The organism is Pseudomonas schmalbachii, assembly GCF_017589465.1.
Lineage (GTDB): Bacteria > Pseudomonadota > Gammaproteobacteria > Pseudomonadales > Pseudomonadaceae > Pseudomonas > Pseudomonas schmalbachii.
Genome location: NZ_JAELYA010000010.1, coordinates 67,404 through 92,660 on the forward strand (window position 1 = coordinate 67,404; position 25,257 = coordinate 92,660).

At 65.2% G+C, this 25,257-nt stretch carries 22 protein-coding genes; 16 read left to right on the top strand and 6 right to left on the bottom strand.

Annotated features, from left to right (window positions below; genetic code table 11):
* The first annotated feature begins 109 nt into the window (after positions 1–109).
* The gene (gene ilvA / locus JFY56_RS21830) at positions 110–1,642 is read left to right on the top strand and encodes a threonine ammonia-lyase, biosynthetic (protein WP_328824951.1); all 1,533 of its coding nucleotides are present in this window, start codon (positions 110–112) and stop codon (positions 1,640–1,642) included.
* Between the two features lie 79 nt (positions 1,643–1,721).
* The gene (locus JFY56_RS21835) at positions 1,722–2,189 is read left to right on the top strand and encodes a DUF2269 domain-containing protein (RefSeq protein ID WP_208316257.1); all 468 of its coding nucleotides are present in this window, start codon (positions 1,722–1,724) and stop codon (positions 2,187–2,189) included.
* A gap of 104 nt (positions 2,190–2,293) precedes the next feature.
* On the opposite strand, the gene JFY56_RS21840 is transcribed toward JFY56_RS21835, so the two are convergent.
* Positions 2,294–2,950 (bottom strand): histidinol-phosphatase, encoded by a 657-nt coding sequence (locus JFY56_RS21840; RefSeq protein ID WP_208316258.1) that lies wholly within the window; start codon positions 2,948–2,950, stop codon positions 2,294–2,296.
* Between the two features lie 147 nt (positions 2,951–3,097).
* Here JFY56_RS21840 and JFY56_RS21845 point away from each other — a divergent pair, with 147 nt between their 5' ends.
* Both JFY56_RS21845 and ptsP read left to right on the top strand, forming a co-directional pair.
* Positions 3,098–3,577, top strand: a complete 480-nt coding sequence (locus JFY56_RS21845; protein ID WP_208316259.1) for an RNA pyrophosphohydrolase — start codon at positions 3,098–3,100, stop codon at positions 3,575–3,577.
* Between the two features lie 32 nt (positions 3,578–3,609).
* On the top strand, positions 3,610–5,889 hold the full coding sequence (ptsP, locus tag JFY56_RS21850; protein ID WP_208316260.1) for a phosphoenolpyruvate--protein phosphotransferase: 2,280 nt from the start codon (positions 3,610–3,612) through the stop codon (positions 5,887–5,889).
* A gap of 401 nt (positions 5,890–6,290) precedes the next feature.
* Here ptsP and JFY56_RS21855 read toward each other — a convergent pair whose 3' ends face one another.
* Complete coding sequence (locus JFY56_RS21855; RefSeq protein ID WP_208316261.1) at positions 6,291–7,037, bottom strand: NRDE family protein; 747 nt, start codon at positions 7,035–7,037, stop codon at positions 6,291–6,293.
* Between the two features lie 111 nt (positions 7,038–7,148).
* Here JFY56_RS21855 and JFY56_RS21860 point away from each other — a divergent pair, with 111 nt between their 5' ends.
* On the top strand, positions 7,149–7,931 hold the full coding sequence (locus JFY56_RS21860; protein ID WP_208316262.1) for a sulfite exporter TauE/SafE family protein: 783 nt from the start codon (positions 7,149–7,151) through the stop codon (positions 7,929–7,931).
* Between the two features lie 17 nt (positions 7,932–7,948).
* Positions 7,949–8,749, top strand: a complete 801-nt coding sequence (gene lgt, locus JFY56_RS21865) for a prolipoprotein diacylglyceryl transferase (protein WP_208316263.1) — start codon at positions 7,949–7,951, stop codon at positions 8,747–8,749.
* Positions 8,750–8,803: 54 nt separating this feature from the next.
* Here the strand turns inward: lgt and elbB are convergent, their stop codons facing one another.
* Together elbB and JFY56_RS21875 are read right to left on the bottom strand one after the other, a co-directional pair.
* Positions 8,804–9,457, bottom strand: a complete 654-nt coding sequence (elbB, locus tag JFY56_RS21870; RefSeq protein ID WP_208316264.1) for an isoprenoid biosynthesis glyoxalase ElbB — start codon at positions 9,455–9,457, stop codon at positions 8,804–8,806.
* Positions 9,458–9,563: 106 nt separating this feature from the next.
* Positions 9,564–10,127 (bottom strand): DedA family protein, encoded by a 564-nt coding sequence (locus JFY56_RS21875; protein ID WP_208316423.1) that lies wholly within the window; start codon positions 10,125–10,127, stop codon positions 9,564–9,566.
* Positions 10,128–10,370: 243 nt separating this feature from the next.
* Here JFY56_RS21875 and hemB point away from each other — a divergent pair, with 243 nt between their 5' ends.
* Together hemB and ppk1 are read left to right on the top strand one after the other, a co-directional pair.
* The gene (hemB, locus tag JFY56_RS21880) at positions 10,371–11,384 is read left to right on the top strand and encodes a porphobilinogen synthase (RefSeq protein ID WP_208316265.1); all 1,014 of its coding nucleotides are present in this window, start codon (positions 10,371–10,373) and stop codon (positions 11,382–11,384) included.
* Between the two features lie 22 nt (positions 11,385–11,406).
* Positions 11,407–13,614, top strand: a complete 2,208-nt coding sequence (ppk1, locus tag JFY56_RS21885) for a polyphosphate kinase 1 (RefSeq protein ID WP_208316266.1) — start codon at positions 11,407–11,409, stop codon at positions 13,612–13,614.
* Positions 13,615–13,973: 359 nt separating this feature from the next.
* On the opposite strand, the gene ppx is transcribed toward ppk1, so the two are convergent.
* Entirely contained in the window at positions 13,974–15,476 is a 1,503-nt protein-coding gene (ppx, locus tag JFY56_RS21890) for an exopolyphosphatase (RefSeq protein WP_208316267.1), read from the bottom strand.
* A 195-nt stretch (positions 15,477–15,671) separates the two neighbouring features.
* On the opposite strand from ppx, the gene trxA reads away from it, so the two are divergent.
* The 4 genes from trxA to JFY56_RS21910 all read left to right on the top strand — a co-directional run bounded on the left by trxA (position 15,672) and on the right by JFY56_RS21910 (position 20,161).
* Positions 15,672–15,998: a thioredoxin TrxA gene (gene trxA / locus JFY56_RS21895; protein WP_084313849.1), complete on the top strand. Its 327-nt coding sequence runs from the start codon at positions 15,672–15,674 to the stop codon at positions 15,996–15,998.
* A gap of 235 nt (positions 15,999–16,233) precedes the next feature.
* On the top strand, positions 16,234–17,496 hold the full coding sequence (gene rho, locus JFY56_RS21900) for a transcription termination factor Rho (RefSeq protein WP_208316268.1): 1,263 nt from the start codon (positions 16,234–16,236) through the stop codon (positions 17,494–17,496).
* A gap of 120 nt (positions 17,497–17,616) precedes the next feature.
* On the top strand, positions 17,617–19,086 hold the full coding sequence (ubiD, locus tag JFY56_RS21905) for a 4-hydroxy-3-polyprenylbenzoate decarboxylase (protein WP_208316269.1): 1,470 nt from the start codon (positions 17,617–17,619) through the stop codon (positions 19,084–19,086).
* 112 nt (positions 19,087–19,198) lie between these two features.
* Positions 19,199–20,161 (top strand): CDP-6-deoxy-delta-3,4-glucoseen reductase, encoded by a 963-nt coding sequence (locus JFY56_RS21910; RefSeq protein ID WP_208316270.1) that lies wholly within the window; start codon positions 19,199–19,201, stop codon positions 20,159–20,161.
* Here JFY56_RS21910 and JFY56_RS21915 read toward each other — a convergent pair.
* Positions 20,146–21,039, bottom strand: a complete 894-nt coding sequence (locus tag JFY56_RS21915) for a LysR substrate-binding domain-containing protein (RefSeq protein ID WP_208316271.1) — start codon at positions 21,037–21,039, stop codon at positions 20,146–20,148. The two genes, JFY56_RS21910 and JFY56_RS21915, sit on opposite strands and share 16 nt — an antisense overlap.
* A 260-nt stretch (positions 21,040–21,299) precedes the next feature.
* Here JFY56_RS21915 and JFY56_RS21920 point away from each other — a divergent pair, with 260 nt between their 5' ends.
* Genes JFY56_RS21920 through JFY56_RS21935 form a run of 4 tightly spaced genes read left to right on the top strand, consistent with a single transcriptional unit; the run spans position 21,300 to position 25,239 of the window.
* Entirely contained in the window at positions 21,300–22,415 is a 1,116-nt protein-coding gene (locus JFY56_RS21920; RefSeq protein ID WP_208316272.1) for an ABC transporter ATP-binding protein, read from the top strand.
* A 39-nt stretch (positions 22,416–22,454) separates the two neighbouring features.
* Entirely contained in the window at positions 22,455–23,372 is a 918-nt protein-coding gene (locus JFY56_RS21925; protein WP_208316426.1) for an ABC transporter permease, read from the top strand.
* Positions 23,372–24,178: an ABC transporter permease gene (locus tag JFY56_RS21930; protein ID WP_208316273.1), complete on the top strand. Its 807-nt coding sequence runs from the start codon at positions 23,372–23,374 to the stop codon at positions 24,176–24,178. The genes JFY56_RS21925 and JFY56_RS21930 overlap by 1 nt, the downstream gene beginning before the upstream one ends.
* 26 nt (positions 24,179–24,204) lie before the next feature.
* Positions 24,205–25,239 (top strand): ABC transporter substrate-binding protein, encoded by a 1,035-nt coding sequence (locus tag JFY56_RS21935; protein WP_208316274.1) that lies wholly within the window; start codon positions 24,205–24,207, stop codon positions 25,237–25,239.
* Positions 25,240–25,257: the final 18 nt, after the last annotated feature.

Sequence of the window (25,257 nt, forward strand, 5' to 3'; positions counted from 1 at the left end):
TTCCGGGCGGATGGCAGAAAGGGCGAATTATAGCGGCGGACCCGGGGCAAAAGTTGATTCGCCAACCAATGGTCGAATTTGTTGGGTTAGACTCCCTGCTTCCCGCCAGATCGCCAGCGAAATCGCCATGCTCGAACAGTACGTCAAGAAGATCCTCACCTCGCGCGTCTACGACGTCGCCGAGGAAACCCCCCTGCAATCGGCCCGCCAGCTCTCCGAGCGTCTGGGCAACCAGGTCCTGCTCAAGCGCGAGGACCTGCAGCCGGTGTTCTCCTTCAAGATTCGCGGCGCCTACAACAAGATGGCGCAGCTTTCTCCCGAGGAGCTGGCGCGTGGCGTGGTCACCGCCTCCGCCGGCAACCATGCCCAGGGCGTGGCGCTGGCGGCGCGCGAGCTGGGGATCAAGGCGACCATCGTGATGCCGCGGACCACTCCGGAACTGAAGGTCGCTGGCGTACGCGCACGCGGCGGCCATGCCCTGCTGCACGGCGACGCCTTCCCCGAGGCGCTGGCGCATTCGCTGAAGCTGGTGGAGGAAAAGGGCTACGTCTACATCCATCCGTACGACGATCCGGACGTGATCGCCGGCCAGGGCACCGTGGCGATGGAGATTCTCCGCCAGCATCCCGGCCGCCTGGACGCCATCTTCGTGCCGGTCGGCGGCGGCGGGCTGATCGCCGGCATCGCCGCCTACGTCAAGTACCTGCGCCCCGAGGTGAAGGTGATCGGCGTCGAGCCGGACGATTCGAACTGCCTGCAGGCCGCGATGGATGCCGGTGAGCGGGTGGTGCTCGGCCAGGTCGGACTGTTCGCCGATGGCGTGGCGGTGGCGCAGATCGGCCAGCACACCTTCGACGTCTGCAAGAAATATGTCGACGAGGTGATCACCGTCAGCACCGACGAGATCTGCGCGGCAATCAAGGATATCTACGACGATACCCGCTCGATCACCGAACCGGCCGGCGCGCTGGCCGTGGCCGGGATCAAGAGGTACGTCGAGCGCGAGAACGTCCGCGGCCAGACCCTGGTGGCGATCGACTCCGGCGCCAACATCAACTTCGACCGCCTGCGCCACGTCGCCGAGCGTGCCGAGCTGGGCGAGAAGCGCGAGGCGATCATCGCGGTGACCATCCCCGAGCAGCCGGGCAGCTTCAAGACCTTCTGCGAGGCGATCGGCAAGCGCCAGATCACCGAGTTCAACTACCGCTACAACACCGCCCAGGAAGCGCACATCTTCGTCGGCGTGCAGACCCATCCGGAGAACGACCCGCGCGAGGTTCTGGTCGAGCAGTTGCGCGAGCAGGGTTTCCCGGTGGTCGACCTGACCGACAACGAACTGGCCAAGCTGCACATCCGACACATGGTCGGCGGCCGCGCGGCGTGGGTCAGCGACGAGATGATCTTCCGCTTCGAGTTCCCCGAGCGGCCGGGTGCGCTGTTCAACTTCCTCAACAAGCTCGGCGGGCGCTGGAACATCAGCATGTTCCACTACCGCAACCACGGCGCCGCCGACGGCCGCGTGGTGGCCGGCCTGCAGGTGCCGGAAGATGAGCGGCACCTGGTGGCGGAAGCGCTGGAAGAGATCGGCTACCCGTACTGGGACGAGAGCGACAACCAGGCCTACCGGCTGTTCCTCGGCTGACGGGGCTGTCCGGAGCCCGCGCTGGCGCGGGCTTCAACTAGCCTCTAGGGATCGGGGCGTTATCACAGGGACGCAGAAGATGGACACATTTCAGACTTTCCGAATCCTGCATGGCGCGGCGGTGGTACTGCTGTTCCTGGCGGTGATCGGGCTGGCCTGGTATGGCTGGCGCACCTGGCGGCGCGGCGACGCCGGCGGCATCGCCAAGGCGTTCCAGCGTATCGGTTTGATCGGTTGGGTGCTGGTCGGCGGCAGCGTGCTGAGCCTGCCGGTGACCGGCTGGCATCTGGTGCACATGACCGGCTGGCCGCTGGGTCAGACCTGGCTGCTGGGCAGCGCCTGCCTGCTGATTCTCGCGACGATCTTCTGGCTGCTGTTCACCAGCCGCCTGTGGCGCATCCGCCGCCAGGCCCTGGCCGCCCAGGGCAGCGGCGAACCGCTGGCGGCGCAGGCGAGCCGCGATCTGAAGTTCGGCCTGGCGTTCTTCGTCCTGGCCTTGCTGACGATGTTCGTCATCCTCTGGATGATGATCGCCAAGCCAATGTAGGTTGCGGCTGAGCCTGCGAAGCCCAACAACCGTATCCGCCATCACGAGATGTTGGGCTTCGCAAGCTCAGCGCTAACCTACAAATCATCAGCGCCAACCACAAATCAATCGCGTAGGGATATCACCGGCCAGCCGCGTTCCGTGGCGACGGCGCGCAGGTGGTTGTCCGGATCGACGGCGACCGGGTGGGCCACCGCTTCCAGCAGCGGCAGGTCGTTGCGCGAGTCGCTATAGAAGTAGCTGCCTTCCAGGCCAAGACCGGTTTCTTCCAGCCAGCGGTTCAGGCGCGTCACCTTGCCGGCCTGGTAGCAGGGGATGTCGGTGGTACGCCCGGTGTAGCGGCCATCGGCCATTTCGCACTCGGTGGCGAGCAGGGTGTCGACGCCCAGGCGCGCGGCGATCGGCCCGGTGATGAAGCGGTTGGTGGCGGTGATGATCACCAGCTTGTCGCCGGCCGCGCGGTGTTTCTCCAGCAGCACCTCGCCCTGTTCCAGGATGATCGGCTCGATCACCTCCTGCATGAACTGGGCATGCCAGCGTGCCAGTTGCTCCATCGAGTTGCGGCCGAGGATGGCCTGGGTGAAGTCCTGGTAGGCGATCACGTCCAGCTTGCCGGCCACGTAGTCGGCATAGAAGGCATCGTTGCGCGCCTGGTATTCGGCGGCGTCGACCAGCCCGCGATGGCACAGCCATTCGCCCCAGCTATGGTCGCTGTCGCCGGCCAGGAGGGTGTTGTCGAGATCGAAGAGAGCCAGTCGCACGATGATTTACCGCCAATTGCCAATGCCGAAAAAACGCCTAGAGTAACGGCTTTTGGACGCCCTGCACATGACGCCGCGCCTTGCGTTGCCGCTGTAACAGGCTTTGTGGAACAATGCGTGCACATGCGATTTCGAGGATGCCCAGTCGTGATCGATTCCGATGGTTTTCGCCCGAATGTCGGCATCATCCTGTCCAACGAGGCAGGGCAGGTGCTGTGGGCACGGCGCATCAACCAGGACGCCTGGCAGTTTCCGCAGGGCGGCATCAACCCCCGGGAAACTCCCGAGCAGGCGCTGTTCCGTGAGTTGAACGAAGAAATTGGCCTTGAAGAGCAGGATGTGGAGATCCTTGCCTGCACTCGGGGCTGGCTGCGTTACCGACTGCCGCAACGGCTGGTGCGAACCAACAGCCAGCCGCTGTGCATCGGCCAGAAGCAGAAGTGGTTCCTGTTGCGCCTGACCGGCGATGAAAACCGGGTGCGCATGGATGTGACCGGCAAGCCGGAGTTCGACGGCTGGCGCTGGGTAAGTTACTGGTATCCGCTGGGACAGGTGGTTACCTTCAAGCGCGAAGTCTATCGGCGTGCCCTGAAGGAACTGGCGCCGCGCCTGTTGGCGCTCGACTAGCGATCATAGATCAAGGAGTTAGACCCCGAGCCATGCTCAACACGCTGCGCAAGATCGTCCAGGAAGTGAACTCCGCCAAGGATCTCAAGGCGGCGCTGGGCATCATCGTGCAGCGCGTGAAGGAGGCCATGGGTACCCAGGTGTGTTCGGTCTACCTGCACGACGTGGAGACCAACCGCTTCGTGCTGATGGCGACCGAGGGTCTGAACAAGCGTTCCATCGGCAAGGTGAGCATGGCGCCGAACGAGGGCCTGGTCGGCCTGGTCGGCAGCCGCGAAGAACCGCTCAACCTGGAAAACGCCTCCGAACACCCCCGCTACCGCTACTTCGCCGAAACCGGCGAGGAACGCTACGCCTCCTTCCTCGGTGCGCCGATCATCCACCATCGCCGGGTGATGGGTGTTCTTGTCGTCCAGCAGAAGGAAAAGCGCCAGTTCGACGAAGGCGAGGAAGCTTTCCTGGTCACGATGAGCGCGCAGCTCGCCGGGGTTATCGCCCACGCCGAGGCGACCGGCTCGATCCGGGGCCTGGGCAAACTCGGCAAGGGTATTTCCGAAGCCAGGTTCGTCGGCGTGCCCGGCGCGCCCGGCGTTGCCGTGGGCAAGGCGGTGGTGGTGCTGCCGCCGGCCGATCTGGAAGTGGTGCCGGACAAGCCGATCGACGACGTCGAGGCCGAGGTCGAGCTGTTCAAGCAGGCGCTGGAATCGGTGCGCGAGGACATGCGCAACCTTTCCAAGAAGCTTGCCACCCAGTTGCGCAAGGAAGAACGCGCGCTTTTCGACGTCTACCTGATGATGCTCGACGACGCCTCCATCGGCCTCGAAGTGAAGCGCGTCATCCGCACCGGCCAGTGGGCCCAGGGCGCCCTGCGCCAGGTGGTGATGGAGCACGTCAAGCGCTTCGAGCTGATGGACGACGCCTACCTGCGCGAGCGTGCCGCCGACGTCAAGGACATCGGCCGGCGCATCCTCGCCTATCTGCAGGAAGAGCGGCAGCAGACCCTGACCTATCCGGACCAGACCATCATCGTCAGCGAGGAGCTTTCGCCAGCCATGCTCGGCGAGGTGCCGGAGGGCAAGCTCGCCGGCCTGATCTCGGTGCTGGGGTCGGGCAACTCCCACGTCGCGATTCTTGCCCGCGCCATGGGCATTCCGACGGTGATGGGCGCGGTCGACCTGCCGTATTCCAAGGTCGACGGCATCGACCTGATCGTCGACGGCTACCATGGCGAAATCTACACCAACCCGTCGCCGCAGCTGGTCAAGCAATATGGCGACGTGGTCGCCGAAGAAAAGGAGCTGAGCAAGGGCCTCGCCGCCCTGCGCGAGCTGCCCTGCGAGACGCTGGACGGCCACCGCATGCCGCTGTGGGTCAACACCGGCCTGCTGGCGGACGTCGCCCGCGCCCAGGAGCGCGGCGCCGAAGGGGTCGGCCTGTACCGCACGGAAGTGCCGTTCATGATCAACGACCGCTTCCCCAGCGAAAAGGAGCAGCTGGCGATCTACCGCGAGCAGCTCACCGCCTTCCATCCGCTGCCGGTGACCATGCGCACCCTGGATATCGGCGGTGACAAGGCGCTGTCCTACTTCCCGATCAAGGAAGAGAACCCCTTCCTCGGCTGGCGCGGCATCCGCGTCACCCTCGACCACCCGGAAATCTTCCTGGTGCAGACCCGCGCCATGCTCAAGTCCAGCGAAGGGCTGGACAACCTGCGCATCCTGCTGCCGATGATTTCCGGCACCCACGAACTGGAAGAGGCGCTGCACCTGATCCACCGTGCCTGGGGCGAAGTGCGCGACGAGGGCGTGGATATCCCCATGCCGCCGATCGGCATGATGGTGGAGATCCCCGCCGCCGTGTACCAGACCCGCGAACTGGCGCGGCAGGTGGACTTCGTCTCGGTCGGCTCCAACGACCTGACCCAGTACCTGCTGGCGGTGGACCGCAACAACCCGCGCGTCGCCGACCTCTACGACTACCTGCACCCGGCGGTGCTGCAGGCGCTGAAGAAGGTGGTCGACGACTCCCACGCCGAAGGCAAGCCGGTGAGCATCTGCGGCGAGATGGCCGGCGACCCGGCGGCCGCGGTGCTGCTGATGGCGATGGGCTTCGACTCGCTGTCGATGAACGCCACCAACCTGCCGAAGGTGAAGTGGCTGCTGCGGCAGATCACCCTGGCCCGCGCCAAGGAACTGCTCGCCGAGCTGATGACCTTCGACAACCCGCAGGTTATCCACAGTACGCTGCACCTGGCCCTGCGCAACATGGGCCTCGGCCGGGTGATCAACCCGGCGGCGGCCGTCCAGGCCTGAGCCAGTCCCTGTGGGGGCTCGGAACACTCTTTCTCGCGGTTCCCTGTAGGAGCGCGCCATGCGCGCGAATCGGCGGTGCCGGTATTTCGCGGGCATGGCCCCTACGGATACTCCGGCGTTGCGATCCCCTCACCCCAACCCTCTCCCGGAGGGAGAGGGGGCGCGACGGTGTGAGGTGGTACACCATGCCAGCCGGCAACTCCGGACAGTCCCCTCTACCTGAGGGAGAGGGTTAGGGTGAGGGGGAAGCATCATGACGATGCAAGACAGTTGCTCCTACGGGCTGCAATGCCCACTGTAGGTTGGCGCTGAGCAACGCGAAGCCCAACATCGCCATCGTTGGGCTTCACTGCGTTCAGCACCAACCTACGTATGCCCGTAGAGGCGCCATTCGGCAGCACTCAAACCAACAACCGCACCTCGCCCAGATGCGCTCCGCAGGGGCCGAAGCTGCGTTCCACGATTTCCCGCCGCCCGTCCGCTTGGACGATCAGCGCCGTGCTGGCGCGGGTGCCGTAGTTCTGGCTGGCGATGAACACGCTCGACAGCAGGCGCTCGGTGGCCAGGCCCACGCCGGTTTCCGGAAGACGCTCGTCTTCCGGCTGGTGGGTGTCCGCCAATAGTGCGAGCAGGCTTTCCGCGTTCGGCGCTGCCAAGGTCTCGCCGAGGGCGGCGCGGGCGCGTTGCAGCTTCGGCCAGGGCGTGTCCAGCGCGGCATTGGACAGGCCGTGGACGCCAGGCTCCAGTTCTCGGGGCAAGCCGATGCGTGGATTGAAGTAGCAGAGTTGCCGGGCGTCGCCGACCAGCAGGTTGAAGCCGGAATACTCGCTGGCCCGGCGCTGGACGTGGTGCAGGTACTCCAGCGGCGCCTCGCGCCCGCGCAGGAAGCCGGCGACCAGTTCGCCACGGGAGCGCAGGCCCACCGGCTGACCCGGGTCGCGGACGTTGGTCAGGGCGGCGAAGCGTCCGCCGGGAGCGATGCCCAGCCAGGTGCCGCCGGCCTCCAGGTCGCGTCCCGCATAGACGTCCGCAGCCTCTTCCCAGGCCGCCAGCGGCAGGGTGGGGCGGGCATAGAATTCATCGCGGTTGGCCGCTACCACGAGCGGCGTGGGATGCCCGGGGCGCCAGGCGAAAACGATCAGGCACATGGGAAACTCCTTGGTCTGGCCTGAGTCTACCAAGCCCTTGGCGGCCCGGAGCAACTGGAGCGACCCATTGGCTTCCGCTACCATGCCGCCTTTCTTCGCCCGAGGTTGACCATGGAGTTCCTGCTCTACCTAGTGCTCGGCGCCTGCGCCGGCGTGCTCGCCGGGCTGTTCGGCGTCGGCGGTGGCCTGATCATCGTGCCGGTGCTGGTCTACAGCTTCACCGCCCATGGCTTCTCCCCCGACGTGCTGACGCAGATGGCGGTGGGCACTTCGCTGGCGACCATCGTCTTCACGTCGGTCAATTCCATCCTCGAACACCATCGCCGCGGCGCGGTGCGCTGGCCGGTATTCATCTGGATGACTATCGGCATCCTCGCCGGCAGCGCCCTCGGCGCGCTGACCGCGGCGCAGATCCAGGGGCCGGTCCTGCAGAAGATCATCGGCACCTTCGCCATCCTCGTGTCGCTGCAGATGTCCCTGGGCCTGCAGCCGAAGGCGACCAAGGGACTGCCGGGCAAGGCCGGGCTTGGCGTCGCCGGCGGCGTGGTCGGTTGGGCTTCGGCGATCTTCGGCATCGGCGGCGGTTCGCTGACCGTGCCGTTCCTGTCCTGGCGCGGCGTGCCCATGCAACAAGCGGTTGCGACTTCGGCGGCTTGCGGGCTGCCGATCGCCATCTCCGGTGCGCTATCGTTCATCGCCGTCGGCTGGCACAACGCGCAGCTGCCGGAACTGAGCTTCGGCTTCGTCTACCTGCCGGCGCTGGTCGGCATCGCCACCACCAGCATGTTCTTCGCCCGTATTGGCGCGCGGCTGGCCCATCGCCTGCCGCCGAGAGTGCTGAAGCGCCTGTTCGCCCTGCTGCTGTTCTGCATAGGCCTGAGTTTCCTGATTTGAGTCGCTAGGAGAAGCGCATGTTGCCTTATCCCCAGATCGACCCCGTGGCGATATCGCTGGGTCCCCTGAAAATTCACTGGTACGGACTGATGTACCTGATCGGCATCGGCGGTGCCTGGCTGCTGGCATCGCGCCAGCTGAAGCGCTTCGACCCGACCTGGAGCAAGGAGAAGCTCTCCGACCTGGTGTTCTGGGTGGCCTGCGGCGTGGTGCTCGGCGGGCGGCTGGGCTACGTGCTGTTCTACAACCTGGAGGAATACATCGCCAATCCGACGCTGATCCTCGAAGTATGGAAGGGCGGCATGTCGTTCCACGGAGGCCTGCTCGGCGTGATCCTGGCGGTCTGGTGGTTCGGCAGGCGCAACAACAAGAGCTTCTTCCAGCTGATGGACTTCATCGCCCCGCTGGTGCCGATCGGCCTGGGCGCCGGGCGCATCGGCAACTTCATCAACGCCGAGCTGTGGGGCAAGGTAACCGACGTGCCGTGGGCAATGGTGTTCCCCACCGGCGGCGACCTGCCGCGTCATCCGTCGCAGCTCTACCAGTTCGCGCTGGAAGGCGTGGCGCTGTTCGTCATCCTCTGGCTGTTCACCCGCAAGCCGCGGCCGACCGCTTCGGTGTCCGGCCTGTTCGTGCTGTGCTATGGGATCTTCCGCTTCATCGTCGAGTTCGTCCGCGTGCCGGACGCCCAGCTCGGCTACCTCGCCTGGGGCTGGCTGACCATGGGACAGGTGCTCTGCGTGCCGATGATCCTCGGCGGCATCGCCCTGATGGTCTGGGCCTATCGCCGCGCGCCGGCGCAGCCGCTGCCGAACTGAAGCGCGCCATCCGGCAGGGTGGAGTCGCGACGACTCCACCCGTGCCGTGGCCGGTCAGGCCAGTTCGAGAACGCGGTCGACCAGCTTGTTGATGCCCGAAGCGGCCTCGGCGATCGACTGGGCGAGCATGTAGGCCGGGGTGGTCACCAGCTTGTGGTGGGCATCCTCGACGATGTCTTCCACCGTGCACTCGACATGCTTGGCACCCATGCGGGTCAGCGCCGCAGCGGTGTCGGCATCGTTGCCGATGGTGCATTCGATGCCCTGGCCGTAGATGCGCGGAGCCATGGCCGGAGCGATGCAGATCAGGCCGACCGGCTTGTGCGCCGCGGCGAAGGCCTGGGCCAGCGCCAGCAGGTCGGGCTGCACCGCGCACTGGTCGCCGTTGAAGGCGAAGTCGCAGAGGTTCTTCGCGGCGCCGAAGCCGCCGGGAACGATCAGCGCATCGAAATCTTCCACCTTCGCCTCGCGCAGATCCTTGATCGCGCCGCGGGCGATGCGTGCCGCCTCCACCAGAACATTGCGGGTTTCCGGCATTTCCTCGCCGGTCAGGTGGTTGATCACGTGATGCTGGGCGATGTTCGGCGCGAAGCACTGGACATCGGCGCCGCGCTGGCTGAGGCGCAGCAGGGCGATCACGCTTTCGTGGATTTCTGCGCCGTCGAAGACGCCGCTGCCGGAGAGGATGACGGCAACTTTCTTGTGCATGGATTGCTCCTTGGGGTCATGCCTTGAAAAGGACTGGGCGGTCAGGCCTTGGTCCAAGCATAACGATTCGGCCATGTGCCGAACCACTGGAACATCCGGCTGGCCGTCAGTTGTTGTTGCGACTGTTCTTGATGCGGCGGCGCAGCCAGAGCAGCAGGCCGACGACGATGAAGCCGCCGAGCACCATCAGTTCGTATTTCTTGATGTTGCCGAGGATGCCTTCCAGCACACTGCCGAAGGTGTAGGCGGCGCCGCCGAGCGCGGCGGCCCAGACGATGGCGCCGAGGCCGTTGAGCAGCAGGTAGCGGAGCGGCGGATAGCCGGACAGGCCGATGGCGACCGGCATCACCGTGCGCAGGCCATAGACGAAGCGGAAGCTCAGCACCCACAGGTCGGGATGGCGGCGCACGTGGTCCAGCGCCTTGTCGCCCATCTTCTGCCAGCGCGGCTTGCGCGCGAGCAGCTTGCGCCCATGACGGCGGCCGAGGAAGTACCAGAGCTGGTCGCCGGCATAGCTGCCGAGGAAGGCGACCGCGATGACCCATTCAAGCTGCATGTAGCCACGAAAGGCGAGGAATCCGGCCAGCACCAGAATGGTCTCGCCTTCGAAGAAGGTGCCGAGAAACAGCGCCAGGTAGCCGAAGTCCTGCAGGAATTGTTGAAGCATTATGGAGGCAACGCAGCAAAATGAACGCGCAGCCTACCCCCATTGACGCCATGGGGGAAGGCTCGGCGCGTGTGCGAATGTTCATTCAGATGAGCCCGGTCATCTGATCATCCATTTCCCTACAAGTACATTCGTAGAAGCGTGTAGGCGTGACTCCGGGTCACTGTTACCGAGTGTAACCTATCGGTCATAATTCCACTTTATAACTGTCAGACTGCGCCTGGTTGCCGGGCCCTGGAGAACACCGTGAGTTTCATTTCTGCCGAACGCGCCTTCCCCTTCACTCGCCTGCGGCGCAACCGTCGCGATGAATTCTCCCGCCGTCTGGTGCGCGAGAACGTGCTGACGGTGAACGATCTGATCCTTCCGGTGTTCGTCCTCGACGGCAAGAACCAGCGCGAGAGCGTGGCGTCGATGCCGGGCGTCGAGCGCCTGTCCATCGACCTGCTGCTGAAGGAAGCCGAGGCGCTGGTGGAACTGGGCATTCCGGCGCTGGCGCTGTTCCCGGTGACTCCGCTGGAGAAGAAATCCCTCGATGGCGCCGAAGCCTACAACCCGGACGGCATCGCCCAGCGCGCCACCCGCGCCCTGCGCGAGCGCTTCCCGGAACTGGGGATCATCACCGACGTGGCGCTCGATCCGTTCACCAGCCATGGCCAGGACGGCATCCTCGACGAGAACGGCTACGTCATGAACGACGAGTCGGTCGACGTGCTGGTCAAGCAGGCGCTGTCCCACGCCGAGGCCGGTGCCCAGGTGGTGGCGCCGTCGGACATGATGGACGGCCGCATCGGCGCCATCCGTGAGGCGCTGGAGTCCACCGGCCACACCAACGTGCGCATCATGGCCTACTCGGCCAAATACGCCAGCGCCTACTACGGCCCGTTCCGCGATGCGGTCGGCTCGGCCGCCAACCTCGGCAAGGGCAACAAGGCCACCTACCAGATGGACCCGGCCAACAGCGACGAGGCGCTGCACGAGATCGCCGCCGACCTCGCCGAGGGGGCCGACATGGTCATGGTCAAGCCGGGCATGCCCTACCTGGACATCGTCCGCCGGGCCAAGGATGAATTCCGCGCGCCGACCTTTGTCTACCAGGTCAGTGGCGAATACGCGATGCACATGGCGGCGATCCAGAACGGCTGGCTGAGCGAGGCGGTGATCCTCGAGTCGCTGCTGGCCTTCAAACGCGCCGGCGCTGATGGCATCCTGACCTACTTCGCCAAACGCGCGGCAGAACAACTGAAAAAGGGGGGGTAACCCCCCAACGACGAGACTTGCGATGAATACCGAAGGCCTTAGCGAAACCGAAGTACTCGAAGCCGAACCCACTGTGACCGTCGTTCCCGATCCAGCCACGCTGGAACCGGTTGCCCCGCCCGTGGTGGCGGAAACGGTCGTCGCGCCGGCGATCAACGTCGACGACAGTGCCCTCTATATTCATCGCGAGCTGTCGCAGATGCAGTTCAACATCCGCGTGCTGGAACAGGCGCTGGATGAGTCCTACCCGTTGCTGGAGCGGTTGAAGTTCCTGCTGATCTTCTCCAGCAACCTCGACGAATTCTTCGAGATCCGCGTCGCCGGCCTGAAGAAGCAGATCGCCTTCGCCCGCGAACAGGCCGGCGCCGACGGCCTGCTGCCGCACCAGGCGCTGGCGCGGATCAGCGAGCAGGTGCATGTCCAGGTCGCCCGCCAGTACAGCATCCTCAACGACATCCTGCTGCCGGAACTGGCCAAGCACGACGTGCGCTTCATCCGCCGGCGCTACTGGACGCCGAAGATCAAGGCCTGGGTGCGGCGCTTCTTCCGCGACGAGATCGCGCCGATCATCACGCCGATCGGCCTCGACCCGACCCACCCGTTCCCGCTGCTGGTGAACAAGAGCCTGAACTTCGTGGTCGAGCTGGAAGGGATGGACGCCTTCGGCCGCGACTCCGGCCTGGCGATCATCCCGGCGCCGCGTTCGCTGCCGCGGATCATCCGCCTGCCGGAAGACGTTGGCGGCGCCGGCGACAACTATGTGTTCCTTTCCTCGATGATCCATGCCCATGCCGACGACCTGTTCCCCGGCATGAAGGTGAAGGGCTGCTACCAGTTCCGCCTGACCCGTAACGCCGACCTCTCGGTGGACGCCGAGGACGTCGAGGACCTGGCCCGCGCGCTGCGTGGCGAGCTGTTCTCCCGCCGCTACGGCGACGCGGTGCGCCTGGAAGTGGTGGACACCTGCCCGGCGCAGCTGTCCGACTACCTGCTCAAGCAGTTCGGCCTGGCCGAGAGCGAGCTGTACAAGGTCAGCGGGCCGGTCAACCTGACCCGTCTGTTCAGCGTCACCGGCCTGGCCAGCCACCCCGAGCTGCAGAACCCGCCGTTCACCCCGACCATTCCCAAGCTGCTGCAGAAGAAGGAAAACCTCTTCGGCGTGCTGGCCAAGCTCGACGTTCTGCTGCTGCACCCGTTCGAGTCCTTCACCCCGGTGATCGACCTGCTGCGCCAGGCCGCGAAGGACCCCAACGTGCTGGCGATCAAGCAGACGCTGTACCGTTCCGGGGCCAACTCGGAGATCGTCGACGCACTGGTTGAAGCGGCGCGCAACGGCAAGGAAGTCACCGCGGTGATCGAACTGCGTGCGCGTTTCGACGAGGAATCCAACCTGCAGCTCGCCAGCCGCCTGCAGCAGGCCGGCGCGGTGGTGATCTACGGCGTGGTCGGCTTCAAGACCCACGCCAAGATGATGCTCATCCTCCGCCGCGAGGACGGCGAACTGCGCCGCTACGCGCACCTCGGCACCGGCAACTACCACGCCGGCAACGCCCGCCTGTACACCGACTACAGCCTGCTGACCGCCGACGTGGCGCTCTGCGAGGACCTGCACAAGCTGTTCAACCAGCTGATCGGCATGGGCAAGACGCTGCGCATGAAGAAGCTGCTGCATGCGCCGTTCACCCTGAAGAAGAACCTGCTGGAAATGATCAACCGCGAAGCGGCCCAGGCCGCCGAGGGCAAGCCGGCGCAGATCATGGCCAAGGTCAACTCGCTGACCGACGCCAAGGTCATCCGCGCGCTGTACAAGGCCAGCCAGGCCGGCGTGAAGATCGACCTGGTGGTTCGCGGCATGTGCTGCCTGCGTCCGGGCGTGCCGGGCGTCTCGCACAACATCCAGGTGCGCTCGATCATCGGCCGCTTCCTCGAACACAGCCGCATCTACTACTTCCTCAACGGCGGCGACGAGAAGCTGTTCCTCTCCAGCGCCGACTGGATGGAGCGCAACCTCGACATGCGCGTCGAGACCTGTTTCCCGGTGGAAGGCAAGAGGCTGGTGCAGCGGGTGAAGAAGGAGCTGGAGCTTTACCTGGCGGACAACACCCAGGCCTGGACCCTGCAGGCCGACGGCAGCTACCAGCGGCAGGCGCCGAGCGGCAACCAGAACCCGCGCAACGCGCAGGCGATGCTGCTGGAGCGGCTGTGCACGCCGGTGATCAATTCGCACTGACCGGTTGTTCGGCTGCAATGAAAAGGCCCTGGCGCGAATGCGTCAGGGCCTTTTCGTTTGGAGCGCCAGATCTGTCGCGGGCATGGCCCTACGGTTCGCTCGTGCAGAACGTAGGGTGGAAAACGGCGAAGCCTTTTCCACCATCAAGCGCGGTGCGACGGGGCGGTGGACAAGCTTCGCGTTGTCCACCCTACAAAAAGCACCCTCGGTGGCAAGACAGTTGCTCCTACGCAGGGCGTGGCTGGGCCATAACCCGCGTAGGTTGGTGCTGAACGCAGTGAAGCCCAACGATGGCGATGTTGGGCTTCGCGTTGCTCAGCACCAACCTACGGTGGGCATTGCAGCCCGTAGAAGCTGCCTCAGCTCACACTGAGCTGGTAGCCGACCCGCTTCAGCCACCCGGCTTCCTGTTCGAAGTCGGCGCGGGTCAGCGGGTTGGTCGCCAGCCAGCCGTCCGGGAAGCGGATATCCAGGCTCTTCGCCGCGCACTTCAGGGTCACCGAAGGCATCTGCTGGTGGCCGCGGATGTGGTGGAAGAGGATGGCGAAGCGCAGCACGATGCACAGGCGGATCAGCTTGTCGCCTTCGTCGCCCAGTTCGTTGAAGCGGTCGGCCGGGATGTTGCGCCGGTGGCCGCGCACCAGCAGCGCCAGGGTCAGCTGGTCCTGGCGCGAGAAGCCGGCCAGGTCGGAGTGCTCGATCAGGTAGGCGCCGTGCTTGTGGTAGTGGTAGTGGGCGATGTCGAGGCCGAGCTCATGCACCCGCGAGCCCCAGACCAGCAGTTCGCGGTGCCAGTCGTCCTTCAGGTCCCAGGCGTCGGCGACCTGTTCCAGGGTCTTGAGCGCCTTAGCCTCGACGCGCGCGGCCTGTTCCGCGTCGACGTGGTAGCGCTCCATGAGGGCGCCGATGGTGCGTTCGCGGACGTCCTCGTGGTGGTGGCGGCCGAGCAGATCGTAGAGCACGCCTTCACGCAGGGCGCCTTCGGAGTGGGCCAGGCGGGTCAGTTCGAGGGCGTCGAACAGCGCCTCGACGATAGCCAGGCCGGCCGGGAAGATCGGCCGGCGGTCGGGCTTGATGCCCTCGATATCGAGCTTTTCCACCTCGCCCAGCTTGAAGATCTTGCGCTTCAGCCAGGCCAGGCCTTCCGGGTTGATCTCACCGTTGCCGTGGCCGCCGGCCTGGATCGCCAGGCACACCGAGCGGATGGTGCCGGAGGCGCCGACCGCTTCATCCCAGCCGAGGCGGCGCAGGCTGTTCTCGATGGCCATCAGCTCCAGGCGCGCCGCGGTATAGGCCTGGGCGTAGCGTGCCGGAGTGATCTTGCCGTCCTTGAAGTAGCGCTGGGTATAGCTGACGCAGCCCATCTGCAGGCTTTCGCGCAGTTGCGACTCGAAGCGCTGGCCGACGATGAACTCGGTGCTGCCACCGCCGATGTCGGTGACCAGGCGGCGGCCCGCGGTATCCGGCAGGGTGTGGGAGACGCCGAGATAGATCAGGCGTGCCTCCTCGCGGCCGGAGATGACTTCCACCGGGTGGCCGAGGATGGGTTCGGCGCGGCGGATGAACTCGGCGCGGTTGCGCGCCTCGCGCAGGGCGTTGGTGCCGACCACCCGCACCGAGCCCGGCGGCATGCCGTTGATGAACTGGGCGAAACGCTTCAGGCAATCGAAGCCGCGCTGCATGGCTTCTTCGCTGAGATTGCGCTCCTCGTCGATGCCGGCGGCCAGCTGGACCTTCTCGCCAAACCGTTCAAGGATGCGGACTTCGCCGTGATCGGCCTTGGCCAGGACCATGTGGAAACTGTTGGAGCCGAGGTCAAGGGCGGCGATCAGCGGGAAGGCCTTCGCAGGGGTATGGGGCATGGTGGGAAAGTCCGGAAAATAACTTCGACATCCTGCCATGATAGGCGGTGGCAGCCAAATTACAGTCTGGTTTCCGATTGGCAGCCGCCTCGCTGACGATAGGCAGACTCAATCGCCTGCGCCTTTCGGTGGGGGCCAAGGCGGGCTATGATGGCGGTCACTTTTTTGTCCGAATCCGATCCACGGAGAGAATTCATGAGCGAACATATCGTCAACGTCACCGATGCCAGCTTCGAGCAGGACGTTCTCAAGGCCGATGGTCCTGTGCTGGTGGACTACTGGGCTGAATGGTGCGGCCCGTGCAAGATGATCGCGCCGGTGCTCGACGAGATCGCCAAGGACTATCAGGGCAAGCTGAAAGTCTGCAAGCTGAACATCGACGAAAACCAGGACACCCCGCCGAAGTACGGTGTGCGCGGCATTCCGACCCTGATGCTGTTCAAGGGCGGCAATGTCGAAGCGACCAAGGTCGGCGCCCTGTCGAAGTCGCAACTGGCGGCCTTCCTCGACAGCAATATCTGAACTTGACGTTCGGCAAAAGCCCCGTAAATAGCGGGGCTTTTTTCTTTCCGGCCCCCTAGACGCCGGCCAAATCGCGGTGATACAGTCCTTCGCGCAACGTTGATACGTTGTCCCCTGCAAGCCGTCGCCGACGCACTCCAATTCGAATTCCAAGCGATCCTGTCCGTCACTCTGCGGCACGGCTCTTCAAGCTCAACGCTTGTTCCCTAATTCCTCTTTCTACGTCCCCTTTCATATGAATCTGACCGAACTCAAGCAAAAGCCGATTGCCGAATTGCTGGAAATGTCCGACGCCATGGGCCTGGAAAACATGGCTCGTTCGCGCAAACAGGACATCATCTTCGCATTGCTGAAAAAGCACGCGAAAAGCGGCGAGGAAATCTCCGGCGATGGCGTGCTGGAGATTCTCCAGGATGGCTTCGGCTTCCTGCGTTCCGCCGACTCTTCCTATCTGGCCGGCCCGGATGACATCTACGTCTCGCCCAGCCAGATCCGCCGGTTCAACCTGCGCACCGGCGACACCATCATCGGCAAGATTCGACCGCCGAAAGAGGGCGAGCGCTACTTCGCGCTGCTGAAGGTCGACTCGATCAACTTCGATCGTCCGGAAAACGCCAAGAACAAGATTCTCTTCGAGAACCTGACCCCGCTGTTCCCCACCAAGCGCCTGACCATGGAAGCCGGCAACGGCTCCACGGAAGACCTCACCGGCCGGGTGATCGACCTCTGCTCGCCGATCGGCAAGGGCCAGCGCGGCCTGATCGTCGCCCCGCCGAAAGCGGGCAAGACGATCATGCTGCAGAACATCGCGGCCAACATCACCCGCAACAATCCCGAATGCCACCTGATCGTCCTGCTGATCGACGAGCGTCCGGAAGAAGTGACCGAGATGCAGCGCACCGTGCGCGGCGAAGTGGTCGCCTCGACCTTCGACGAGCCGCCGACCCGCCACGTGCAGGTTGCCGAGATGGTGATCGAGAAGGCCAAGCGCCTGGTCGAGCACAAGAAGGACGTGATCATCCTGCTCGACTCCATCACCCGTCTGGCGCGCGCCTATAACACCGTGATCCCGAGCTCCGGCAAGGTCCTCACCGGTGGTGTCGACGCCCACGCCCTGGAAAAGCCCAAGCGCTTCTTCGGCGCCGCGCGCAACATCGAGGAAGGCGGTTCGCTGACCATCCTCGCCACTGCGCTGATCGAGACCGGCTCGAAGATGGACGAGGTGATCTACGAGGAGTTCAAGGGCACCGGCAACATGGAGCTGATCCTCGACCGCAAGATTTCCGAGAAGCGCGTCTTCCCGGCGATCAACATCAACCGCTCCGGCACCCGCCGCGAAGAGTTGCTGACCGGTGAGGAAGAGCTGCAGCGCATGTGGATCCTGCGCAAGATCCTGCACCCGATGGATGAAATCTCCGCCATCGAGTTCCTCCTCGACAAGCTCAAGCAGACCAAGACCAACGACGAGTTCTTCGACTCCATGAAGCGCAGCAAGTAAGCGCGGAGATGACACCGTCGACAGCACGAAGGCCGGGGAAACCCGGCCTTCGTGTTTCTGCGCGCGGGCGGTTGCGGCTAAACTGTCGTATTCATTGCCTGACAGCCCATCGAGACCTTCATGCAGTATCGCGATCTGCGCGACTTCATCCGCGCGCTGGAACAGCGCGGCCAGCTCAAGCGCATCCAGGTGCCGGTTTCCCCCGTGCTGGAAATGACCGAAGTGTGCGACCGCACGCTGCGCGCCAAGGGCCCTGCGCTGCTGTTCGAGAAGCCCACCGGCTATGACATCCCGGTGCTCGGCAACCTGTTCGGCACGCCCGGGCGCGTCGCCCTAGGCATGGGCGCCGAGGATGTCGGCGAGCTGCGCGAGATCGGCAAGCTGCTGGCCTTCCTCAAGGAGCCGGAGCCGCCGAAGGGCCTCCGGGACGCCTGGTCGAAGCTGCCGATCTTCAAGAAGGTGCTGTCGATGGCGCCAAAGGTGCTGAAGGACGCGCCGTGCCAGGAAGTGATCGAGGAGGGCGACGACGTCGACCTGTCGAAGCTGCCGGTGCAGACCTGCTGGCCCGGCGACGTCGGCCCGCTGATCACCTGGGGCCTGACCATCACCAAGGGTCCGAACAAGGAGCGGCAGAACCTCGGCATCTATCGCCAGCAGGTGATCGGCCGCAACAAGGTCATCATGCGCTGGCTCAGCCATCGCGGCGGCGCGCTGGATTACCGCGAGTGGTGCCAGAAGCATCCGGACAAGCCCTACCCGGTAGCCGTCGCCCTCGGTGCCGATCCGGCGACCATCCTCGGCGCGGTGACGCCGGTGCCGGACAGCCTTTCCGAATACGCCTTCGCCGGCCTGCTGCGCGGGCACAAGACCGAGCTGGTCAAGGCGCGCGGCAGCGACCTGCAGGTGCCGGCCAGCGCCGAGATCGTCCTCGAAGGGGTGATCCATCCCGGCGAGATGGCCGACGAAGGTCCGTACGGCGACCACACCGGCTACTACAACGAGGTCGATCGCTTCCCGGTATTCACCGTCGAGCGCATCACCCGCCGGCAGAAGCCGATCTACCACAGCACCTACACCGGCCGCCCGCCGGATGAGCCGGCGATCCTCGGCGTGGCGCTGAACGAAGTGTTCGTGCCGATCCTGCAGAAGCAGTTCCCCGAGATCACCGACTTCTACCTGCCGCCGGAAGGCTGTTCCTACCGCATGGCCGTGGTGACCATGAAGAAGCAGTACCCCGGCCACGCCAAGCGCGTGATGCTCGGCGTGTGGTCGTTCCTGCGACAGTTCATGTACACCAAGTTCGTTATCGTCACCGACGACGACATCGATGCACGGGACTGGAACGACGTGATCTGGGCGATTACCACGCGCATGGACCCCAAGCGCGACACGGTGATGATCGACAACACGCCGATCGACTACCTCGACTTCGCCTCGCCGATCTCCGGCCTCGGTTCGAAGATGGGCCTCGACGCCACCCACAAGTGGCCGGGCGAGACCAACCGCGAATGGGGCCGCGCCATCGTCCAGGACGAGGCGGTGAAGCGGCGCGTTGACGAGATGTGGGCGAGCCTGGGGATAGATCGATGAACCACGTGCCCCGCATTGCGCTATCGCGGGCATGGCCCGCTCCTACAGGAGTTGGTGCACGCAGGAGCGGGCCATGCCCGCGATCCGGGACACCCACCAGGGGACTGGTAGCATGAGAGTCACCCTGCAACCCTCCGGCGCCACCTTCGAGGCGCAGCCCGGCGAGCGCATCCTCGATGCCGCACGGCGCCTGGGCTACGAATGCCCGCAGAGCTGCCGCAACGGCAACTGCCATATCTGCGCCGCCTTGCTGGTGGAAGGCCGGGTGAAGCAGAACGGCGATGTACGCGACCACGGCGAGCTGTTCACCTGCCTGGCCGAGCCGCTGGAAGACTGCGTGCTGCACTGGGACGGCGTGCTCGCCCCGGGCGAGCTGCCGCTGCGCCACCTGGCCTGCCAGGTCACCCTGTGCCAGCCGGTGGGCGGCGATGTCTGGCGCGTGCGCCTGCGCGCGCCGGCCGGCAAGCCGCTGCGCTATCACGCCGGACAATACCTGCTGATCGAGCGCGAGGGCGGTCATTCGGCGTTCTCCCTGGCCTCCGCGCCGCACGAAGGGCGCGACCTCGAATTGCACATCCTGGCCCGTGAGGGCGGTGCGGTGAAGATGGTCGAGCAGCTGCGCAACAGCAGCACGGTCCGTGTGCAGATGCCCCTCGGCGACGCGCATCTGGCCGACCTGCCGGACGGCCCGCTGGTGCTGATCGCCGCCGGCACCGGTATGGCGCAGATGCACAGCCTGATCGAGCACTGCCGCGCCCAGGGCTTCGCCCATCCGGTGCACCTGTACTGGGGCGTGCGCCAGCCTGAGGACTTCTACGAACTGCCGCACTGGCAGGAGTGGCAGAAAGTGCCCAACCTGCACCTGCACAAGGTAGTCAGCGAGCCGGACAACTGGCAGGGCCGCACAGGCATGCTGCACGAGGCGCTCTGCGAGGACTTCGCCGACCTGCGGGGCCTGCGCGTCTACGCCAGCGGCTCGCCGGCGATGGTCTACGGCACGCTGGATGCGCTGGTGGAAGCCGGCATGGACGCGCACCAGATGCGCGCCGACGTGTTCGCCTACGCGCCGCGCTGATCGGCCGGCGCGGCGGCGCACAGTTCGGGAAACTCTTCCCGCAGCGCCGCGGCGATCCATTCCAGGAACCACTCGATATCCGCGCTGCTGCGGCCGGCCGGAATCAGCAACTGATAGCTCTCCAGCGGCACTTCGGTGGCGACCGGGCGCACCAGCGCGCCCGAGGCCAGCTCGTGCTTGACCAGCACCTCGTTCGCCAGGGCGATGCCATGGCCCGCCTCGGCCATCGATAGCGCGTGGTCGTTGCTGATGTAGAGCATGTCGGAACTGACGCGGATATCCAGGTGATTGGCGGCGAACCAGGCGTTCCACCATTCACCGTCGTCGACATGGATCAGCTTGTGCCGCACCAGGTCCTCCGCACGCGCGATGGGGTCGATGCTGGCGAGGAAGTCCGGCGAGCACACCGGGAACACGTGCGGGTGCAGCAGCGTCGCGTGGCAGTTGGCGTATTGCCCGGGCATGCCGTAGACGATGCCGAGGTCGGCGCTCTTGCCGTCCACCTCGGTGAAGGTCGGGTTGGGTTCGATGGCGATCTTCAGGCCGGGGCGTTGCTGGCGCAGCGACTCCAGGCGCGGCATCAGCCAGCGCTTGGCGAAGGCCGGCACCACGCGGATCTTCAGCCAGCGCATCGAGCTGCCCGGCGCCAGTTCGTTGCCGGCATCGGCGATCTGCTGCAGGGCTGTGGATATCTTCGCGTAGTAGCGCTGGCCGGCGGCGGTCAGGGTCACGCCGCGAGGGGTGCGTTCGAGCAACTGCACGCCCAGCCATTCCTCCAGCAGCTTGACGTGGCGGCCGATCGCCGGTTGGGTGACGTGCAGCACGCGGGAGGCGGCGACATAGCTGCCGAGCCGGGCCGCGGCCTCGAAGGCGCGCACGGCGTTGAGCGGGGGAAGGCGGTGGGAGGGCGTGAATCGGAAACCTTGCCTTCGCTATTAAATTATTTAACAGCCAATGTAAGAAAATTGAGCTTTTTGCTCAACCATGTTTGCCGGAATATCCCCCCAGCAGCAGTACAACGAATCGAGCCGATACAGGCCGCACGCTGCATCCAGACTTTCTCTAGTCCTGCCAGAACAAATACAAGACCCGTCCGCCGGCCCATGCCGTGGACGGGAAGGGAACCGGAGGTAATTCCATGAGTGCCCTGCATAGCGTGCAGACGGCGGCGGTATCGATTCGTTCGGTCCGCAAGGTCTACGGCGATCCGGACAGCGGCCCGGTCGCGCTGAAGAGCGTGGACCTGGACATCCGCGACAACGAATTCTTCACCCTGCTCGGCCCTTCCGGCTGCGGCAAGACCACCCTCCTGCGGATGATCGCCGGCTTCGAGTTTCCCACCGCCGGGGAAATCCTCCTGTATGGCGAGAACATCGCCGATCGTCCGCCGTACGAGCGTTCGGTGAACACGGTGTTCCAGCACTACGCACTGTTCCCGCACATGACCATCGCCGAGAACCTGGCCTTCGGCCTGGAATCGCACCCGCTGGGCAAACGCATGGACAAGGCGCAGATCGCCGAGCGGGTCCGCGAGATGCTCGCCCTGGTGCAGATGGAACGCTTCGCCCAGCGCAAGCCGACCCAGCTTTCCGGCGGCCAGCAGCAGCGCGTGGCGCTGGCCCGCGCGCTGGCGCCGCATCCCAAGGTTCTGCTGCTCGACGAACCGCTGTCGGCGCTCGACCTCAAGCTGCGCCAGGCGATGCGCGAGGAACTCAAGGCGATCCAGGCGAAGACCGGCATCACCTTCATCTTCGTCACCCACGACCAGGAAGAAGCCCTGACCATGTCCGACCGCATCGCCGTGCTCTCCGAGGGTGAAGTGCAGCAGGTCGGCCGGCCGGATGACATCTATGAGCATCCGCGCAACCGCTTCGTCGCCGACTTCATCGGCGAGACCAACTTCATCGAGGCCCGCGTCGAGCAGGTGGCCGATGGGCAGGCGCTGTACCGGATCGCCGGCGGCAGCCTGCTGGCCGCGGCTGCCGGTGAGGGTGTGAAAGCCGGCGCCACGGTGACCCTGTCGATTCGTCCGGAGCGCCTGCAACTGCTGGCCGACTCCGCCGAAGCCACGCCCTGCACGGTGATCGCGCAGATCTACCTGGGCACCGACCTGCAGTACCAGGTCAGCCTTGCCGACGGCACGTGCCTGACCGTGCGCGCGCCGAACAGCGCCGGGCAGCGCCAGCGCTTCGCCGCCGGACAGAGCGCCGGACTGCAATTCGAGAAGGGCAGCGCCAGCGTCCTGCTGGACTGAGCCAGCCAACGCTTCCCCGTGGGGCCACACATGCACCAGATGCGCAACAACATTGCCGGCTCGCTGGAGCGGCGCCAGGCGTTGAGGAGCTTCCTCGGCGTCTCCCCGGCGCTGCTGTCCATCGGCCTGTTCCTGATCGTGCCGATCCTCATCGTGATCGCCTACTCGCTGATGGAGGCCAACCCCTACGGCGGGGTCAACCGGGTCTTCAGCACCGACGCCTACCTGTCGCTGATATTCGAACGGCAGCTGGACGACAGCCTGGCGTTCGCCGACTCCTACCTGATCATCGCCCTGCGCTCCATCGGCATCGCCGCGGCGACCACCCTGATCACCCTGCTGATCGGCTTCCCCGTGGCGGTCTGGCTGGCCATGCAGCCGCCGCATCGGCGCGGCCTGCTGATCTTCCTGATCACCGTGCCGTTCTGGGCCAACCTGCTGATCCGCACCTATGCCTGGATCCTGCTGCTGCGCGGCACCGGCGTGGTGAACAACAGCCTGCTGGGTCTCGGCCTGATCCACCAGCCGCTGGAACTGCTCTACAGCGACGGCGCCGTGCTGCTGGGGCTGGTCTACACCTACGCGCCCTTCGTCGTGCTGCCGATCTACTCGACCCTGGAGAAAATGGACGTGCGCCTGCTCGAAGCGGCCCAGGACCTCTACGCCGGACGCCTGCGCACGCTGCGCAAGGTGGTTCTGCCGATCGCCCGGCCGGGCATCCTGGCCGGCGCCATCCTCACCTTCGTGCCCTGCCTGGGCGCGATGATCGCCCCGGAACTGCTCGGCGGCGGCACCAAAATGATGCTCGGCAACCTGATCTTCCGGCAGTTCAGCGATGCGCGGAACTGGCCTTTCGGCGCCGCCCTGTCGCTGGTGCTGATGGCCGCGGTGATGCTGGTGCTGATGTTCTACGCGATGCGCGCCGAGCGCCTGCGCATCGCGCGGGGAGGTGAATGATGCGTGCGCTGCCCGGTAAACGCCGTCTCGGCGTCCAGGACTTCCCCGGCTTCGGTGGTTTCAGCTTCCTCTTCTATCTCTACCTGTACGCGCCCATCGTGGTGCTGGTGGTGTTCTCCTTCAACGCCAACCAGTCCGCCACCGTGTGGACCGGCTTCAGCCTCGACTGGTATCGCGCCGCCTTCGCCAACCAGGCGCTGCGCCAGGCGGCCGGCAACAGCCTGCTGATCGCCGTGTGCGCCAGCGTGATCGCCACGGCGATAGCCACCCTGGCCGCGCTGGGCACCTCGCGCGGGGCGAAGTTCAAGGGCCTGCGCCTGTCCATGGGGGCGATCATGCTGCCGCTGGTGCTGCCGGAGATCGTCGTCGGCGTCGCCACCCTGGCGCTGTTCTCCACCCTTGGCCTGTCGCTCGGCTACGGCAACCTGATCATCGCCCACACGGTGTTCTGCATCCCGTTCGCCTACCTGCCGATCCGTGCCCGGCTGAACGACATGGACCTGTCCCTGGAGCAGGCCGCCGCCGACCTCTACGCCGGCCCCTGGCGGACCTTCCGCAAGGTCACCCTGCCGCTGCTGATGCCGGGGATCGTCTCCGGGCTGATGCTCGCCTTCATCGTCTCGCTGGATAACTTCGTGATCTCGATGATGGTTTCGCAGGCCGGCACCACCACGCTGCCGATCTTCATCTTCGGCCTGCTGCGCATGGGCGTTACCCCTGATGTGAATGCGGTATCGACGCTGATCCTTGGTGTTTCGGTGCTGTTCGTCACCCTGTCCTACCTGCTCGGCAAAAAGAAAGCCTGAGCCAAGCCAACACTGGGAGTTGAAGCATGAGCAAGTTGATCGTCGCCGTTGGGGCCTCGCTGTCGCTGGGCCTGGCTGCCGGAGTTCAGGCCGCCGAACAGTTGAACGTGGTGAGCTGGAGCGGCTACTTCACGCCGCAGATCCTGGAGAAGTTCGAGAAGGAAACCGGCATCAAGGTCACCGTGGATTCCTATGACTCCAACGAGACCCTGCTGGCCAAGCTGAAGCAGGGCGGCGCCGGCTACGACGTGGCGATCCCGTCGCACCAGTTCGTGCCGATCCTGATCCAGGAGAACCTGCTGGAGCGCTTCGATCCGGCGCAGCAGCCGTACTACGCGAACATCGTCGACAACCTGAAGACGCCGACCTGGGACCCGCAGGGCGCCTACTCCGTGCCCTTCATCTGGGGGACCACCAGCGTGGTGCTGGATACCGCCATCTACAAGGGCCCGACCGACAGCTACGACGTGCTGTTCCACCCGCCGGCGGAGCTGCAGGGCAAGATCAACATGTTCGACTCGGTCAGCGAAGTGGTCGACGCGGCCAGCGTCTACCTGGACATCCCGCTGTGCAGCGAGGACCCCAAGCAGATGCAGCAGGTGCTGACCCTGCTCAAGGCGCAGAAGCCCTTCGTCAAGACCTACAGCTCCAAGGCCGGCTCGATTCGCGAGAACCTCGCTTCTGGCGAAGTCGACATGTCGATGTTCTGGGGCGGCTCGTCGATGCGCGCGCGTGAGATGAAGCCGACCCTGAAGTACCTGTATCCGAAGGAAGGCGTGCTGGCCTGGGTCGACAACATGGTCATCCCCAAGGGCAGCCGCAACCCGGAGAACGCGAAGAAGTTCATCGCCTTCCTCAGCCAGCCCGAGAACTCCGCGATGACGCAGAACTTCCTCAAGCACCAGAGCCCGATCAAGGGTGTCGAGCCCTTCCTCGATGCCAGCCTGAAGGACGCTCCGGAGCTGCATATCCCCGAAGGCACCAGGGTGGTGTTCAGCAAGACCTGCGGCGAAGGCTCGATCCGCCTGGCCGACCGCCTGTGGACCAACCTGATGCGCTGAGGCGGATTCCCGGCCCCC